This is a genomic window from Devosia oryziradicis, from assembly GCF_016698645.1.
Classification (GTDB): Bacteria; Pseudomonadota; Alphaproteobacteria; order Rhizobiales; family Devosiaceae; genus Devosia; species Devosia oryziradicis.
The window spans coordinates 1,592,723-1,609,164 of sequence record NZ_CP068047.1 but is presented as its reverse complement, the minus strand read 5'-3'; the positions used below and the strand labels follow the sequence as shown (position 1 = coordinate 1,609,164).

At 64.0% G+C, this 16,442-nt stretch carries 15 protein-coding genes and 1 tRNA gene; 11 read left to right on the top strand and 5 right to left on the bottom strand.

Annotation, left to right across the window (positions count from 1 at the left end; translation table 11 throughout):
* Window positions 1-84: 84 nt before the first annotated feature.
* Complete coding sequence (locus JI749_RS08085) at window positions 85-1,101, top strand: LacI family DNA-binding transcriptional regulator (protein WP_201662024.1); 1,017 nt, start codon at window positions 85-87, stop codon at window positions 1,099-1,101.
* A gap of 38 nt (window positions 1,102-1,139) precedes the next feature.
* On the opposite strand, the gene JI749_RS08080 is transcribed toward JI749_RS08085, so the two are convergent.
* A tRNA-Ile gene (locus JI749_RS08080) sits at window positions 1,140-1,215 on the bottom strand.
* A 164-nt stretch (window positions 1,216-1,379) separates the two neighbouring features.
* On the opposite strand from JI749_RS08080, the gene JI749_RS08075 reads away from it, so the two are divergent.
* From JI749_RS08075 to phoB, 7 genes are all read left to right on the top strand, one after another.
* Window positions 1,380-2,135, top strand: a complete 756-nt coding sequence (locus tag JI749_RS08075) for an IclR family transcriptional regulator domain-containing protein (protein ID WP_201662022.1) — start codon at window positions 1,380-1,382, stop codon at window positions 2,133-2,135.
* A 271-nt stretch (window positions 2,136-2,406) separates the two neighbouring features.
* Window positions 2,407-3,426, top strand: a complete 1,020-nt coding sequence (locus JI749_RS08070) for a substrate-binding domain-containing protein (protein WP_201662019.1) — start codon at window positions 2,407-2,409, stop codon at window positions 3,424-3,426.
* A gap of 59 nt (window positions 3,427-3,485) precedes the next feature.
* Window positions 3,486-4,862, top strand: a complete 1,377-nt coding sequence (pstC, locus tag JI749_RS08065; protein ID WP_201662016.1) for a phosphate ABC transporter permease subunit PstC — start codon at window positions 3,486-3,488, stop codon at window positions 4,860-4,862.
* Window positions 4,862-6,226 carry a phosphate ABC transporter permease PstA gene (gene pstA / locus JI749_RS08060; protein ID WP_201662014.1) on the top strand — a complete coding sequence of 455 codons (1,365 nt, stop codon included), beginning with the start codon at window positions 4,862-4,864 and terminating at the stop codon, window positions 6,224-6,226. The genes pstC and pstA overlap by 1 nt, the downstream gene beginning before the upstream one ends.
* Window positions 6,227-6,310: 84 nt before the next feature.
* On the top strand, window positions 6,311-7,093 hold the full coding sequence (gene pstB / locus JI749_RS08055; RefSeq protein WP_233280896.1) for a phosphate ABC transporter ATP-binding protein PstB: 783 nt from the start codon (window positions 6,311-6,313) through the stop codon (window positions 7,091-7,093).
* Window positions 7,094-7,113: 20 nt separating this feature from the next.
* Window positions 7,114-7,824, top strand: coding sequence for a phosphate signaling complex protein PhoU (phoU, locus tag JI749_RS08050; protein WP_201662012.1), 711 nt, complete (start codon window positions 7,114-7,116; stop codon window positions 7,822-7,824).
* A 221-nt stretch (window positions 7,825-8,045) separates the two neighbouring features.
* Window positions 8,046-8,762, top strand: a complete 717-nt coding sequence (phoB, locus tag JI749_RS08045) for a phosphate regulon transcriptional regulator PhoB (RefSeq protein ID WP_201662009.1) — start codon at window positions 8,046-8,048, stop codon at window positions 8,760-8,762.
* A 2-nt stretch (window positions 8,763-8,764) separates the two neighbouring features.
* Here phoB and JI749_RS08040 read toward each other — a convergent pair whose 3' ends face one another.
* A complete protein-coding gene (locus JI749_RS08040; RefSeq protein ID WP_201662007.1) occupies window positions 8,765-9,421 on the bottom strand; it encodes a PepSY domain-containing protein in 657 nt (218 codons plus the stop codon).
* Between the two features lie 127 nt (window positions 9,422-9,548).
* Between JI749_RS08040 and JI749_RS08035 the strand changes: the two genes are divergently transcribed.
* Window positions 9,549-9,812 carry a hypothetical protein gene (locus JI749_RS08035; RefSeq protein WP_201662005.1) on the top strand — a complete coding sequence of 88 codons (264 nt, stop codon included), beginning with the start codon at window positions 9,549-9,551 and terminating at the stop codon, window positions 9,810-9,812.
* A 102-nt stretch (window positions 9,813-9,914) separates the two neighbouring features.
* On the top strand, window positions 9,915-12,140 hold the full coding sequence (locus tag JI749_RS08030) for a putative bifunctional diguanylate cyclase/phosphodiesterase (protein WP_201662002.1): 2,226 nt from the start codon (window positions 9,915-9,917) through the stop codon (window positions 12,138-12,140).
* Here the strand turns inward: JI749_RS08030 and JI749_RS08025 are convergent.
* On the bottom strand, window positions 12,137-13,762 hold the full coding sequence (locus tag JI749_RS08025) for an MFS transporter (protein ID WP_201661999.1): 1,626 nt from the start codon (window positions 13,760-13,762) through the stop codon (window positions 12,137-12,139). The two genes, JI749_RS08030 and JI749_RS08025, sit on opposite strands and share 4 nt — an antisense overlap.
* 166 nt (window positions 13,763-13,928) lie before the next feature.
* Here JI749_RS08025 and JI749_RS08020 point away from each other — a divergent pair, with 166 nt between their 5' ends.
* Window positions 13,929-14,501 (top strand): dihydrofolate reductase family protein, encoded by a 573-nt coding sequence (locus JI749_RS08020; protein WP_201661996.1) that lies wholly within the window; start codon window positions 13,929-13,931, stop codon window positions 14,499-14,501.
* Here the strand turns inward: JI749_RS08020 and JI749_RS08015 are convergent.
* Together JI749_RS08015 and JI749_RS08010 are read right to left on the bottom strand one after the other, a co-directional pair.
* A complete protein-coding gene (locus JI749_RS08015) occupies window positions 14,498-15,835 on the bottom strand; it encodes an aminotransferase-like domain-containing protein (RefSeq protein WP_201661993.1) in 1,338 nt (445 codons plus the stop codon). The two genes, JI749_RS08020 and JI749_RS08015, sit on opposite strands and share 4 nt — an antisense overlap.
* A gap of 88 nt (window positions 15,836-15,923) precedes the next feature.
* Window positions 15,924-16,343, bottom strand: coding sequence for a rhodanese-like domain-containing protein (locus JI749_RS08010; RefSeq protein WP_201661991.1), 420 nt, complete (start codon window positions 16,341-16,343; stop codon window positions 15,924-15,926).
* Window positions 16,344-16,442: the final 99 nt, after the last annotated feature.

Sequence of the window (16,442 nt, the reverse complement as noted above, 5' to 3'; positions counted from 1 at the left end):
TTAGCAATGACCGTGGTTGGAAGTGGTTGTCAAGCGGAAGCCACGTGGCTATCCAGATGGCCGATGGGACAGGGGCGACAACGCTTGCAGAAGAAGCGCGTTACACTGGCAGATGTCGCCCGCCTGGCCGGCCTTTCCACCGCCGCCGCGTCCATGATCCTGACGGGGCGCCCCGACACGCGTCTATCCGCCGATGCCCATGCCAAGGTGCATGCCGCCGCCGCCAGCCTTGGCTATCGGCCCAATGCTGCCGCGCGTGCCCTGCGGACCGACAAGTCGCGCACCATCGCCTTCATTTCGGACTATGTCGCGACGACCCGTTTCGCCAGCGGCCTCATCCGCGGCGCTCTGGCGGCAGCCGAGCAGGCCAAGCATGTCATGCTGGTGCTCGAAACAGGCGGCGAACCCGCACGGGAAATCGAAGCGGTGGAGGCGGCCCTCGATCGCCAGGTCGATGGGTTGATCTTCGCCGCCATGCGTGCGCGCGAGGTCTTCGTGCCGGACCTTGCCGTCAATGTGCCCGTCGTAATGCTCAACGGCACCAGCGCCCGCTTCCCTGCCTCGGTATTGCCTGACGAGTATGAAGGCGGCCGCGCCGCAGTCCGCCTGCTGGCCGGTACGGGCGTACGCAGCGACATCGTCCTGCTCGGCCACAATGCCGAAGAGGAGCGCGGCCTCTTCCGTTCCGAATCCATCTCTCGCCGGCTTTCCGGCATTCGCGACGAGATGCGTGCCCAGGGCCTGGCCTTTGATCTTGAACTGAGCACCTGGAACTGGGAGCCGGCACCCGGCTACGACCTGGTCCAGGCCATGCTCGGACATGGCAAGCCTCAGGCAATCCTCTGCCTCAACGATCGCCTCGCCTTCGGCGCCTACCAGGCCCTGAGCGAGGTCGGCCTAGTCATTCCGCGCGATGTCTCGCTGGTGTCGTTCGACAATGACGAACTGGCCTCATACCTCCGGCCCGGCCTGACGACCATCGGCCTGCCCCACGAAGCCATGGGTCGCCGCGCCGTCGAGATGCTGCTCGGACCGCACCCGGCAGGCGAAGCCTTGATCGAAATGCCAGCCATCCTTCGCGGATCACTGAAGCCCCGCTGACTCGGGTTATCCGCGCGAGGCAACAACTGGAGAAGGATTGGTGGGCCCACCAGGACTCGAACCTGGAACCAGACCGTTATGAGCGGTCGGCTCTAACCATTGAGCTATAGGCCCCCGCTCGCGTCTTAGCAGGGTATCGCCCGCTGGCAAGAGGGAAGTGGGCTAACCTGCGACCAGATCGCTATCAGCGGCCCGGTCGGGTCTGACCGTGCGTATATCGCTGTTTGTTCGCCAAACGCCCGTGTTATCACGACGGACCACGAGAGCAAGGAGCACCGATGCGCGAAGGCGATATCATCAATGGCCTGGTCAAGGGCCTCTCGGTCATCGAATGCTTCGACGAAGAGCATGCCAGCCAGTCAATCACCGATGTTGCCAATCGCACCGGTCTGGAGCGTGCCACTGCGCGGCGGTGCCTGCTGACTTTGGTCCACCTGGGCTATGCCAGCTATGACGGAAAGTTCTTCCGCCTGACGCCGCGCGTTCTCAACCTGGGCCACTCCTACCTGGCGGCGACGCCGCTGCCGCGCCTGATCCAGCCGTTTCTCGAGGAGTTGTCAGGTCAGATCAACGAAAGCTCTTCGGCCGCCGTTCTCGACAATACCGAGATCCTCTATATCGCCCGTGCCTCTTATCGCCGAGTGATGTCGATCAACCTGGGCGCTGGCGCGCGCCTGCCGGCCTATTGCACGTCGATGGGTCGCATCCTGCTGGCCGCCCTACCCCCGCCGGCGGCCCGGGAAGTGCTCAACCGCTCCGAACTGATTGCCTATACGGCCAAGACCAAGGCCGATCTGCCCTCGATCACCACCGAACTCGCGGTGGTGGCGGCACAGGGCTTTGCGGTGATCGACGAGGAGCTTGAACTGGGCCTCTGCTCCATCGCCGTGCCGCTGTTCAATGCCCAGGGGCACACGGTGGCGGCGCTCAATATCGGCGCGCAGTCGGCCAGAGCCTCGACCTCGCACATGATCGCCAATTTCCTGCCCCTGATGCGCAAGGTGCAGGCGGAAGTGCGCCCGCTGCTGCGCTAAGCGTGCCTTCCAGGGTGGTGATCGACACCAACACCGCCTCAAACAAGATGCCGCTGCCTATCACGATTCATTCGACAAAGCGTCCGCTGTCGCGTGGTACTACGTAAATTTCACTTTGAAATCAGAGCGTTGGATCGTCATAAACGCGTCACGCGACCGCAATAAAACTGTCGCCGAGCCCACATATGGTCCCCACGTCAAAGGGCGGCGCCGGGGAATGAACTGCCGGATCGGCCAGCCAGGTTTGAACTGAATTCCGAAGGGAAATCCCATGAAGTCTGCACTTTTCGCCAGTGCTGCCGTGCTCGCGCTCGTCGCGTTCGGCGCCCCCGCTTTCGCCCAATCGCGCGACACCATCCAGGTCGCGGGCTCGTCGACCGTTCTGCCCTTCGCCTCGATCGTGGCCGAAGAATTCGGCGCCGCTTTCCCCGAGTTCAAGACTCCGGTCGTCGGCTCGGGCGGTACCGGCGGTGGCCTCAAGCAGTTCTGTGAAGGCGTCGGCGACAACACCATCGACATCGCCAATGCATCGCGCAAGATCAAGGACAGCGAGCTCGAAGCCTGCACCGCCGCAGGCGTCACCGACATCCGTGAAATCCAGTTCGGCTATGACGGCATCGTGTTCGCTTCGTCCGCTTCGGGTCCGGACTTCGCCCTGACCCCGCTCCAGGTTTACAAGGCCATCGCCGCCAAGGTCCCGGTGGACGGCGCGCTGGTGGACAACCCCTACACCAAGTGGTCCGAAATCGACCCGTCGCTCCCAGACCAGGCCATCTCGCTGGCCATCCCGGGCACCAACCACGGCACCCGTGAAGTGTTCCAGCTCGAAGTTGTCGACGCCGGCGCCGAAGAAGCCGGCCTCCCCGAAGGCCTGAGCGACGAGGAAAAGGACGCTGCCCTGACCACCTTCCGTCAGGACGTCGTCATCGAAATCTCGGGCGACTACACCGAAACCCTGGCTCGCCTGTCGTCCAATCCCGACACTGTGGGCGTCTTCGGCCTGTCGTTCTACGAACAGAACACCGACACCCTTAAGGTCGCGACCATCAACGGCGTCGTTCCCTCGCCCGAGTCGGTTGCCGCAGGCGAATACCCGGTGTCCCGTCCGCTGTTCTTCTACGTCAAGGGCCAGCATATCGGCGTGATCCCGGGCATCGAAGAATACGTCCAGTTCTTCCTGTCCGAGCAGATGTCGGGTGCAGGTGGCGCGCTGGAAGCCGCTGGCCTCATCCCGCAGCCTGCCGAAAAGACCGCTGAAGTCCTGGCTGCCTTCGAAGCCGGCGCTCAATAAGACCAAGGGGCCGCGCCGCCAGGCGCGGCCCACTTCATTCCTCCGCGGGGGCGCGAACAATGAATTCCCTGGTGATTGCCGGCCTTTTGCTGGTTCTGCTCGGCGTAGCGTATCAGTCCGGCTGGTCGCGCAGCCGAGCTTTGGCGACTACGAACGGCGTCAAGGTTCACTCACGCCCGCAATACCACGGCTCCTACGTCGCCATCTGGGCGCTGGTGCCGGCTCTGCTGGTTGTCGGCCTCTGGGCATGGCTCGGCGACGGCATCACGCACAATTTCATCGTCTCGCAAATCCCGGTCGAAACGCTCCAGTCGCTCGACCAAACAGGTCTCAATGCCACCATCGGCCGGATCAACGCGCTAGCCTCCGGCTACGGTGTTGCCGGTGAGGTCCTGCCCTACGAGCAGACGGCCGGCGACGCGTTGCGCTCGTTCCAGTTCATTACCTTCCTCGTGGTCATCGGCGCTGCCGCCGTGGCCGGTGTCGCGGCGCTGCTCTACGCTCGCAGCCGCATCACTGCCCGCCACCGCGCCCGCAATGCGGTCGAGCGCGTTATCAACATCGCGCTGCTCGCCTGTTCGGCCGTCGCCATCCTCACCACGGTGGGCATCGTGGCCTCGCTGGTCACCGAGGCGATCCGCTTTTTCAGCTTCATCAGCCCGCTCGACTTCTTCTTCGGTACCGTGTGGAACCCCAACAATGCCGGTTCGGCAGGAAATTGGGGCAGCTACGGCCTTTTGCCGCTGCTGGTCGGCACGCTGATGATCACCGCCATCGCCATGCTGGTCGCCGTACCGGTCGGCCTGATGGCGGCGATCTATCTCAGCCAGTACGCACACCGCAATCTGCGCGCCGTCGCCAAGCCCATCATCGAAATCCTGGCCGGCATTCCCACCATCGTCTTCGGCTTCTTCGCTCTGGTGACGGTCGGCCCCTTCCTGCGCGATGCCGGTAACCTCGTGGGCCTCGACATCAACGCCACCTCGGCGCTGACGGCCGGTGTCGTCATGGGCATCATGATCATTCCCTTCGTGTCCTCGCTGTCGGATGACATTCTCAACCAGGTGCCGCGTACCCTGCGCGACGGCGCCTATGGCCTGGGCGCCACCAAATCCGAAACCATCCGCAACGTGCTGCTGCCCGCCGCCCTGCCCGGGATTGTCGGCGCCTTCCTCCTCGCCGTCAGCCGCGCCGTGGGTGAAACCATGATCGTGGTGCTCGCGGCCGGCAATGCGCCGGTGCTCCGCGGCAATCCCTTCGAGCCGGTGGCGACCATCACCGTCTCCATCGTCAACCAGCTCACCGGCGATACCGATTTCGCCGGGCCGCAGTCCCTGGTGGGCTTCGCGCTGGGCCTGACGCTGTTCGTCATCACCCTCTGCCTCAACATCTTCGCGCTCTACATCGTGCGCCGCTTCCGGGAGCAGTACGAATAATGGCAACCGATACGCTCTCCACCAGCCAGGCATCCGTCGAGCGCACCAGGCTCATTCGCGCCAGCCTGCGCAAGCGCCATCTCAGCGAGGCCATCTTCAGGGTCCTTGGGCTTGCGGCGATCATCCTGGCGCTCGGCTTTGTCGCCCTGCTGTTTGTCGATATCGTCCGCAAGGGTGCGCCCGCCTTCACGCAGTCGAACCTGCATCTGGCGGTGACCTTCGATCCCGCGCTGATCAAGGCCGATCCGGCCCCGGTCCGCGCCGAGGGCCAGTCCGACGCCGATTTCCAGGCTGCCAACCTCAAATGGCAGCGCGACCTGGCACTGCTCAACTGGAACAAGGTCATCGAGGCCTCGCTCCGTGCCGCGGCGCCCGCCGGCTATGACATCGACACCAAGGAAATCCTTTCCATCGCAGAGACCGACGCCCGACACGAAGTGCGCGAAATGTTCGTTGCCGACCCGACCCTGCTCGGCAAGACGGTGGACGTCGACGTGCTGGCCTCGGCCAATGCCGTCAACTGGATCCGCGGCAATATCGACCGCTCGCTCGGCGATGCGCAGCAACAGCTTTCGGCGCCTGCCCGTGCGCTGATCGACGAATTCGTTGCCAATGGCACCATCACCAACGGCTTTGCCTGGTCGATCTTCACCAATGTCGACAGCCGCGCCGCGCCTGCCTCCGCCGGCCTGCTGGGCGCCTTTGTCGGCACGCTGTGGATGATGCTGATCGTCATCTTCCTCGCGGTGCCGATCGGGGTTGCCTCCGCCATCTACCTCGAGGAATTCGCGCCCAAGTCGCGGCTGACCGATTTCATCGAGGTCAACATCAACAACCTGGCGGCCGTGCCTTCCATTGTCTTCGGCCTGCTCGGCGCCGCAGTCTTCATCAACTACATGCACCTGCCGATCTCGGCGCCCATCGTCGGCGGCCTGGTGCTGACCCTGATGACCCTGCCCACCATCATCATCGCCACCCGCGGTGCCCTGCTCGGCGTGTCCCCCGCTCTGCGCCAAGCCGCGCTGGGCATGGGCGCCAGCAAGACGCAGATGGTGTTCCACCATGTGCTACCGGTCACCTTCCCCTCGATCCTGACCGCCACCATCCTGGGTGTCGCCCATGCTCTGGGCGAAACCGCCCCGCTCCTGCTGATCGGCATGAAAGCCTTCGTGGCCGCCGTACCCGCCACCCCGCTCGACCAGGCCACTGCCTTGCCCGTGCAGATCTACCTCTGGCAGGGCAATGAAAACCGCAACTTCTTCGAACCCCGCACGGCCGCCGCAATCATGGTGCTTCTCCTGGTCATGATCTGCCTCAACGGCGTCGCCATTTACCTGCGCTCGCGCCTCGAAAAGCGCGCCTGATCGCAACGTCTGGATACAAGGATGTCTCAAATGGATATGCTGGCCGGCAAGGTTAAGATGACCCAACAATCGGTGAATTCAGCCATGAACCCCACGGACGCCCTCGAGCGACCCATCCGCCTGACCGCTCGCGACGTGACGGTTCACTATGGTGCCAAGCAGGCCCTGCACGGCATTTCCATCGACATTCCCGACCGCGCCGTGACCTCCTTCATCGGACCGTCGGGCTGTGGCAAGTCGACCTTCCTGCGCTGCATCAACCGCATGAACGACACGATCGAAGGCGCCAAGGTGGGCGGCACGATCAAGCTCGATGGCGAGGACATCTACGACCCCAGCCTCGACGTGGTCGAACTGCGGGCCCGCATCGGCATGGTGTTCCAGAAGCCCAATCCCTTCCCCAAGTCGATCTATGACAACGTCGCCTATGGACCCAAGATTCATGGCCTCGCCAAGTCTAAGACCGACATGGACGAGATCGTGGTATCCTCGCTGCGCAAGGCCGGCCTGTTCGAAGAGGTCAAGGATCGCCTCAACGAACCCGGCACCGGCCTCTCCGGCGGCCAGCAACAGCGCCTGTGCATTGCCCGCGCCATTGCCGTGGGGCCTGAGGTCATCCTGATGGACGAGCCCTGCTCGGCCCTCGACCCGATCGCCACCGCCATCATCGAAGAGCTGATTGACGAACTGCGTGAAAACTACACCATCGTCATCGTCACCCACTCGATGCAGCAGGCCGCTCGCGTTTCGCAGCGCACGGCCTTCTTTCACCTGGGCAACCTGATCGAAGAAGGCGTGACCGAAGATATCTTCACCAATCCGGTCAACAAGCAGACCCAGGACTACATAATGGGCCGTATCGGCTGACGGGACCGGAGGAGCAAAACATGGCCAATATCGGCAAAGACCACATCGTCTCGTCCTACAATGACGAACTCGTTGCCCTCGCCCAGACCATCGCCGAGATGGGTGGCCAGGTCGAAGTCGCCATTGAAAACGGCACCAAGGCCCTGCTCAAGCTCGACCGCGAGCTGGCCGACCTCACCATCATCGCCGACCAGCGCATCGACGAAATGCAGCGTAGGATCGACGACATGGCGGTTTCCATGATCGCACGCCGCCAGCCCATGGCCAGCGACCTGCGGTCGATCGTCACCGCCATCCACGTCGCCTCCGATCTCGAACGGGTCGGCGATATGGCCAAGCAACTGGCCCGTCGCTCGCTCAAGCTCGAGGGCCTCAGCCTGCAGCCGACGTTCTATAACGGCGTCAAGAACATGACGGCCCTGGTCCTGCGCCAGATCAAGGGCGCGCTCGACGCCTACGCCAGCCGCGATTCCGCCGCCGCCATCGACGTCTGCAACCGCGATGACGAGGTCGATGCCATGCACACCTCGCTGTTCCGCGAACTCCTCACCTACATGATGGAAGATCCGCGCAACATCACCCCGTGCACGCATCTGCTGTTCTGCGCCAAGAGCCTGGAGCGCATCGGCGACCACGCCACCAACATTGCCGAGCGGGCTTACTACCTCCAGACCGGCAAGCAGCTGACATCGGACGTGCAGCAACTGCAGCGGACGCAAATCAAGGCGTAACGTCTCGAAGGCTTGCCCTCGGGCTTGACCCGAGGGTCGGCGCCCGGCGCCGGGTGAGGATCTTTCCTTACTCGGCGCTCTCAGTAGACCTCATCCTGAGCCTGTCGAAGGACGAGGTCGTGGCACTCAAGCCTGCACTCGCTCGACCTCGTGGTTCGACAAGCTCACCATGAGGTCTCTAAACCCGGCGGCAACAAAGGCCGCCCAGACGGGAGCCACCCATGCCCGCCACCATTCTCGTCGTTGAAGACGAAGGCGATATCGCCATCCTGTTGCGCTACAACCTCGAGTCGGAGGGCTTCCGCGTCGTCACCGCGGAAACGGGCGAAGAGGCACAGCGGGCGCTGCAGGAAAAGCTGCCCGACCTGATCCTGCTCGACTGGATGCTGCCGGAAATATCGGGCATCGAACTGTGCCGCCGCTGGCGTGCGCGTGAGGAAACCGCCCGGATCCCGATCATCATGCTCACTGCGCGCGGCGAGGAAGAAGAACGGGTCCGGGGCCTTGCCACCGGGGCAGACGATTATGTCGTCAAACCCTTCTCGGTGCCCGAGTTGACAGCCCGCATCCATGCCCTGTTGCGTCGCGCCAATCCCAACCTGGTCACGGCGGCCCTCAAGGTCGGCGACCTCGAACTGGACCGCACCACCCATCGTGTCCGGCGCGCGACCAGGGACGTGCATCTGGGGCCGACTGAATACCGCCTTCTCGAATATCTCATGCGTCACCCGGGTCGGGTCTACTCGCGTGAGCAGTTGCTCGATGGCGTCTGGGGCAACGACGTTTATGTCGACGAACGCACCGTGGACGTCCATATCGGCCGGCTCCGTCGGGCGATCAATCGCGGGCGGGATACCGATCCCATCCGCACGGTTCGCGGCGCCGGTTATGCATTTGACGAGCGCTTCGCCGCCAACCAGCCGGTGGCGGTCAAATAGACCTATCGGCCCACATGCGCGCCCGTGCGCGCATAGTAATGTTCCGTGATCACCTCGCCTGAGGGTGTTAGCACCGTCACGGCGTAGAGCAGGAAGCTCCCAACCTGCTGCAACTGGGCGTTGATGACTTCGCCCCCCGTCCTCGCGCGCAGGTCAGGCAGAATAGCCGAAAGCTCCACGGCCCGCCCCGCCGCTACTGCGGCCAGCGCATCGTTCTCTGACAGTTCCTGCGGCGCATTGGATGCCGGTTGGTTGCCAGCGGCATCCGAACCACTCGGAGCAACGGGCCCCTGGCCCTTGCCGCCGCCGCTGGAACCTGGAGTCCCCCCCGGCCCTTGGCCACCGCCATTTCCAGGCCCATTGCCGTTGTTGTCGCCGGGACCCTTGCCATTGTTGTCGCCGGGACCCTTGCCATTGTTGTCGCCGGGGCCTTTGCCGTTGTTGTCGCCCGGTCCTTTGCCGTTGTTGTCGCCCGGCCCCTTGCCATTGTTATCGCCGGGGCCCTTGCCATCATTGTCGGCATGACCCGGGTTGTCACCACCGGGTCCTTTGTCGTCGCCCGGGCCATGGCCGTTCCCCTGCGCCCATGCGGGCTGCGCCAGGGCCACCAGAATGGCCAGCATTGTAACAAGCGATGTGCGTGTCATGGTGGAATTCATTTACCTTCTCCAGGCTGACAAAACACTGACAACCCGGGTCACGGTTCCAACATCGAGCATGTCCTAATCTGCCGCGCATCGACACCAGTTCGATGCCACCACCTCGATTCGGGAACAACATCAGGCCATGACCAGCCAGGAAGCCGAAGTCCATCTCAGCAAGTACCGCGCCCTGCTCAAGGCCTGGACGATGGCCGTGGGAGGCTTCAGCAAGGACGACAGTGACGCCCTCTATGTGCAACTGGAACAGGGCCAGGACCTGTTGGCGCAAATTGCCCTGGAATGCCCGGAAAAGAGCTATTCGGTCGATATGCTGATCAATTCCCGCAGCCGCACCTGGCCGGGCTTCGCCGATCAGCGGATCCCCCGTCCGGCGAGCCGCCAAACCTGATGTAAACCAAGTCGGCACGAAGCGGCCACCAATTGCAATCTGACCGCGCCTTTTGATGTGTCGTTAGGTTTAGCGCGCTAGCTTTGGGGCATCGAGGCCCAAGTGAAACCGCGCCAGTCCACCCTTTCCCGTCAGATCACCAACCTGTCGATCATCTTTGCCCTGGCACTGATCGTGGCCGTCGGTTGCTTTGGCTGGTGGGCGGCGTCGCGGATTGACGATCGTTCGATCGCCCGCCAGGCCAGATCGATCCAGACCGGGCTTGCCGAAATCGAGAAGCGCATCCCCGTCGAGCAGAATGCGTCCGCCGTCTGGGATGACGCGGTGCTCAATCTCCGGGCAGGCAACGCGTCCTGGATCGAGGAAAACCTCACCGCCTGGATGAGCGAGTATTTCGGGCACGACCAGATCTACATTCTCGACAACGCGGACAGGCCGGTTCATGCAGCCCGCAATGGCGCCGCCGTCGACCCGCAGGACTATGATGCCATCCGCAGCGCCGCTGCGCCGCTGCTAGCCGCATTGCGCGAAACGATGGCCGTGGCGTCGGCGGGCCAGAGCGATTCCACTGCTGCGGTCACCGGCCTGGGGATCGAGGATGTCGTAGCCTTGGCTGGCAACAAGCCCGCCGTGATCAGCATGCGCCCGGTCGTGCCGGGAACGGACGCCGTTCAGCAATCGCCAGGTTCCGAATTCATCCACATATCCGTGCGCGAGATCGACGCGGAAGTAGCGCGGGAGATTTCGGAGAAATTTGCCATCGAGGACCTGGGCTATTCCGGTTTCGAACCGCAGGACGGCGAAAAAGTTGCCTCGCCCATCCTCAACGACAGCGGGCGTATCATCGGCTTCTTCACCTGGGTGCCCGATGAGCCTGCCTATACGCTGATCCGGGACACCGCCCCCGCGCTTGCCACGGCCCTGGCCCTGGCTGGCCTGACGGCGGCCTTGCTGCTGCGGCGACTCAAGCGCACCAGCACCATGCTCGAGGACAGCCGGGCGGAGGCATCCTACCTAGCCTTCCATGATGCACTGACCGGCGTGGCGAACCGCGCCCTGTTCGAAGACCGTCTGGCCCAGGCGCTGGGAGATATGCGGCGCACCGGCTCGTCCCTGGCGCTGCACTACCTCGATCTTGACCGCTTCAAGCATGTTAACGACACCCTGGGCCACCCGATCGGCGATGAGCTCATCAAGGCGGCCGCGCAGCGCCTCTCCGCCTGCGTGAGCGAACTGGACACCGTCGCGCGCATCGGCGGCGATGAATTTGCCATCATCCAGGTCGGCCTCGCCGACAATGCCCTGGCCCTGTCGCTGGCGCGCACCGTGGTTGAAGTAATCGGTGCGCCCTTCGAGCTTTCTGGTCATGAGGTACGCGTTGGCGCCAGCGTTGGCGTCGTGGTCACGTCCGACCCCGCTGCGTCTGGAGAAGAACTGATGCGGCAGGCCGATATCGCGCTCTACAGCGCCAAGGGCGACGGTCGTGGCCGATACCACCTGTTCGTCGACGAGATGGATGAGAATGTCCGCGACCAGCGCGTTCTAGAGATGGACCTGCGTTTCGCTCTCACCAGCGAGACCGGCCTGGGACTGGTCTATCAGCCCATCTATGACACCCATTCGGGCCGGATGGCCGGTGCCGAGACGCTGGTGCGCTGGGATCACCCGACGCGCGGCAAGCTTTCGCCGGCCCTCTTCATCGGCTTGGCAGAGGATCGCGGGCTGATCGACCAGCTGGGCATGTGGGTGTTGACCGCGGCCTGCCGCTTCGCCCAGGGCTCGAACCTGCCCTGGGTGGCCGTCAATGTGTCGCCCCTTCAGTTCCGCGACGAGAAGTTCGCCGACCGGGTCTTCGGAGTCCTCGAACAGACCGGGCTGGCGGCGCGGCGGCTCGAACTGGAAATCACCGAAGGCCTGTTGCTGCAGAACTCACCCCTGGTTCAGGCCACACTGAACCGCCTGCGCGCCCGCGGCATCAGGGTCGCCCTCGACGATTTCGGCACGGGCTATTCCTCGATCAGCTACCTGCGGACCTATGGCGTGGACAAGCTCAAGATCGACCAATCCTTCACCGCTGCTCTGGCCACGGATCAGGAAATCCAGGGCATCGTCCGCTCCATCATCGAACTGGGCCGAGCCATGCACATGCAGGTGACGGCCGAGGGGGTCGAAACGGCGGAGCAGCAGCGCATCCTGGCCGCCATGGGCTGCGACCAGTTGCAGGGCTACCTGCTGTCGAAGCCGGTGTCCGCAGAACAGCTGGTCCGGAGCTTGGCGGGCAAGGCAGCACCAGCGCCGGCGGACGATATCCGCCGCGCCACGGCTTAAACCTCCGGCGTCTCCCGCAGCGGCGTGTCATCGCGCAGCGGTACCGTCTGCCGTTCGATCATCCGCCGGACCACTGGCATGCCCTCACCACGATGCAGGGCGCGGATCAGCTCGATATTTTCGGCGTCCGCCTTGGTCCGCCGCAGGTTGTGCCGCAGGTAGTCGATCCATGTCGGCACGTGGTAGGACTCGGTCCAGATTTCAGGACGCTCGAGGTCACGCAACAGGGCCCATTGGCGGGCGCCGTCGCGAATGCGTATCTGCCGCCGATCGGCCATCAACGCCAGGAAACGGGGGATATCGTCCTGCGCGATCGCGTAGTCGATCATTACCATGATGGGGCCACTGCGCGGGCGCAGGTCCAGCTTGAGGATCGGCTCGTTGAAGGTGTTCAGCGGATTGAGATCGCGCGCATTGAACTGCGGCAGCGGCAGCCGGAACCCAACCAGAGCACAGAGCAACATGCTCGCTCCGGCAAGCCCGAGCGCGGAATCGGGGCCAAGCGCATCGGCACTAAGCCCCCAGATCCAGGCGCCAACGGCCATGCCGCCAAACGTGGCCGTCTGATAGAGCGACAGTGCCCGTCCCACCACCCAGCGGGGCGAAGACAGCTGGATCGACACATTGAAGAGCGACAATGCCAGCACCCAACATGCCCCGGCAGGCAGCAGGGCCATGTGGCTCAGCAGCGGATCGCGGCTATAGCCCAGTGCGACGCTGCTGGCGGCAAAGCCGATGCAGGCCAGGCGCACGATCACCTCATTGCTGTAGCGCTCGCGGATGCGGCCGTTGAGGAATGCCCCACCAATGGCGCCCAGGCCGAAGCAGCCCAGCAAAGTGCCATAAGCCAGCGCACCGCCACCGACATATTCGGCGGCCACCGAGGGAAGCAGCGCCAGGATCGCAGTCGCCGAAAAGCCGAACAGGAAGCCGCGGAACAGCACCGTCGTCAGGTTCGGGGAGAGCGATACGTAGCGGATGCCGGCCCACATGGCGCTGCCGAAATTCTCCCGCGGCAGTCGGCTGGGTGTCCGTTCCGGCCGCCAGCGGCCCAGAGCCAGGATAAGCGGCAGGTAGGAGATCGCATTGAGGGCAAAGGCCGCCGCCGCCCCGGCCAAGGCAACGATCAGGCCACCCACCGCCGGGCCGACGCTGCGCATCATGTTGAAGCCGATGGAATTGAGCGTCACGGCGCCCGGTAGGTCGGCGCGCGGCACGATATCGCCCATCGAAGCCTGCCAGGAGGGGTTGAACAAGGCTGTGCCGCAGCCGATCAGAAAGGTGCAGGTCAGTAGCAGCCAGGGATTGAGCAGGCCAAGAAAGGCCAGGACTGCCAGCGCTAGGGACACCAGCATCATGCCACCCTGGGCAATGAGCATGACGGTGCGCCGGTCGAAATTGTCGGCCAAGGCACCAGCTGCGACCGAAAACACCATTATGGGGAGTGTCGTCGAGGCCTGCACCAGGGCGATCATGTTGTGGGAGGAGGTCAGGGTGGTCATCATCCACCCCGCGCCCACCGACTGCACCAAGCCGCCCAGATTGGACACCAGCGTGGCCAGCCACAACAAGCGAAACGTCTCGTGGCGAAACGGCGCCAATACGGAGGGTCGATCAGTCATCGAGCGTCCTTTCCCAGCCGCCTGTCGTGGTCTACCGGACCGCTCCTGACAACCATGCAACCTGCGAGGCACCAGATCGCTGCACCACCAACAAAGCATTTTGTATGCAGTCGAAAACCTCAGGCCCGGCTCGTCGTTAGCTCGGTAGCAACCAACGGAGCCCGCCATGTCAGCGACAGTCCTCTACATGTCCATGTCCCTCGACGGCTTCATTGCCGGTCCGAACATTCGCCCGGATAACGGTTTGGGTGACAACGGCCAGCGGCTGCATGACTGGATCATTCCCACGGCCGAAGGTGTCGTCAACCGGCAGATCGTCGACGAACTGATGGCGACTGGAGCCGTCGTTGCCGGACGGCGAACCTTCGAGCCGGCGGGTGGCTGGAACGGCGATCACCATGGCGAGGTGCCGATCTACATCCTCAGCCGCCACCCTGCCCCGCAATGGGCGGCAAACTGGCCACTCGTGCATTACGTAAGCAACCTCGATCACGCCATGCGCAGCGCGCGGGAGGCGGCGGGGGACCGGGATGTGCTGGTACATGGGTCAAGCATCGCCCAGCGGGCAATCGCGGGCGGTCTGCTGGACGAAATCGAAATCCATCTCATGCCCGTCCTGCTGGGTGAAGGTTTGCGGTTGTTCGAGCATCTGGGTGTCCGTCAGCGCGAACTTGAACGCGTTCGCGTCCTCGAGGGCCACGGCGGCGTCACCCACCTGCGCTACCGGATCAGGCGCTAGACCACGACGTCTTCGTCGCTACCCAGAATTCCGGCCAGGATGGTGAGGGCACGTTCGAGCACCACACGGCTTTGTGGGGCCATGATGCACAGGCGGACGCCGGCTACCGGGGCGTCTCCCACCTGCGCCGCCGCAGGCGGGGTGATCCGCACCCCTGCCTCGCTGGCGCGGCGGGCAAACTGCTCCGCCTTGACCGGGCTCATGTCCAGCCACAAGTGGGGTGCGCCATGCGGCATGGGCACCGCGTGAAGGCCCAGCCTGTTCCGTGCAATGTCTAGCCGCGCCAGGGCCTCGCCGCGCAGCGTGACGGCTGCCTCGTCACCCATGCCGATCTCCAGCATGGCGGTGGCGAGTTCCGCCACATAGGGTGGCAGACCCCAGCTTTCCGCCCGCAGCCGCTTGCGCACCGCGGCGTGCAGTGCCGGTGGCGGCGCAATCACGCCTAGCCGCACCAGCGGCGTCAGGCTCTTGGAGAGGCTGGTGACATAGATGACCTGGCCGGGCAGCAGCTCCCGGTAGGTCAATTTCCCCTTGGTTGCGTAGATGCCGTAGATGTCGTCTTCGACGATGACAGCGCCATGCCGTTGCGCGATCCTGGCGATCGCCCGCCGCCGCTCCGGCCCCGTTTCGAACCCTAGCGGATTCTGGCAGACCGGCGTGGTGTAGATGATGCGCGCGCCGGTGCTGACCAGCGCCATGTCGAGCGCCTCGGGAAGCATACCCTCCCCATCGTGGCCGACCGGAGACATGGTCATCCCCAGATTGGCCGCAGCCGCGAGCGCGCCGGGAAACGTCGCGCTCTCTGTCAGAACGACGGCCGATGTTTCGCGCAATGTGGCAAAGGCCAGGTGCAGCGCCTGCTGCGCGCCGTTGCATAACAGGATATCGTCGGCCTCAAGCGGTGTACGCATTGCCGTCAGCCAGGCTGCCACCGTGGTTCGCTGCCGTGGCGTTCCGCTCAGGTCGCCATAGCCCCCATGGGCCAGCGCAAGCGCATGCCGACTGGCGAGCGCGGTCGCCTCGGCCATGCGCTGTGCCGAAAGGATCGGCGGCGGCGCATTGATCGTCAGGTCGATGACGCCACCGGGTTCTGCCGCTGCCTCTTCGCGCCCGAGCACAAATGTACCCCGGCCAATCTCGCCCCGGACGACGCCACGGGCGCTTAGGGAGTCGATGGCACGGGTCACGCTGCCAATGGACACGGAGAACTGCTGCGCCAGCTGCCGATGGGTTGGCAGCCGTTCCCCGGGACGATAGCGCCCTTCGGCTATGGCAGCTTCTACCGCACCGGCCAGCCGCTCATGCACCGGCTGGCCGTTATCGGGCAAAGACATTGCGGCTGCGCCGGAAGAAATTGTATCACTCATTCAGACGACAATATCGCTTCCGCGTGCTGCGGTCCATGCCGGCGCGCCGTCATGCTCAGGCAAATTGCCGCGCTGGATCAAGGCCTGTTGCGAAGGCCAGCCCCTCGTCAGCCCAGCCCGTAATGCCGCCGATCATCAGCTTTACCTTGCGGCCCAGGCGAGCCAGTTTCAGAGCTGCCTGGTCTGCACCGTTGCAATGCGGCCCAGCGCAGTAGACGACAAATAGCGTATCGTCAGGCCACTCCGCCATCCGCTCCTCGGTGATCTCCCGATGCGGCAGGTGCTTGGCACTCGGAATGTGGCGCCTGGCAAATGCCTCGGGTGACCCCACGACATGCAGGAGCACGAAGTCAACGTCGCCTGACTTCAGGCAAGCCGCAACATCTGCGCAGTCTGTTTCCAGCGCAAGCCGCCGCGAGAAGTGCTCCACCGCCTCGTCCGGTGCTGCAACGGGGTATTCACTGACAAAACTCATCGCTTGCTCCTTTCACAGGCTGCCGGAGCCAGACCCCCGCAGCAAATCAAAACCATTTCCCATAATGGTCAGCACTATTGACATAACAATCTAGATATG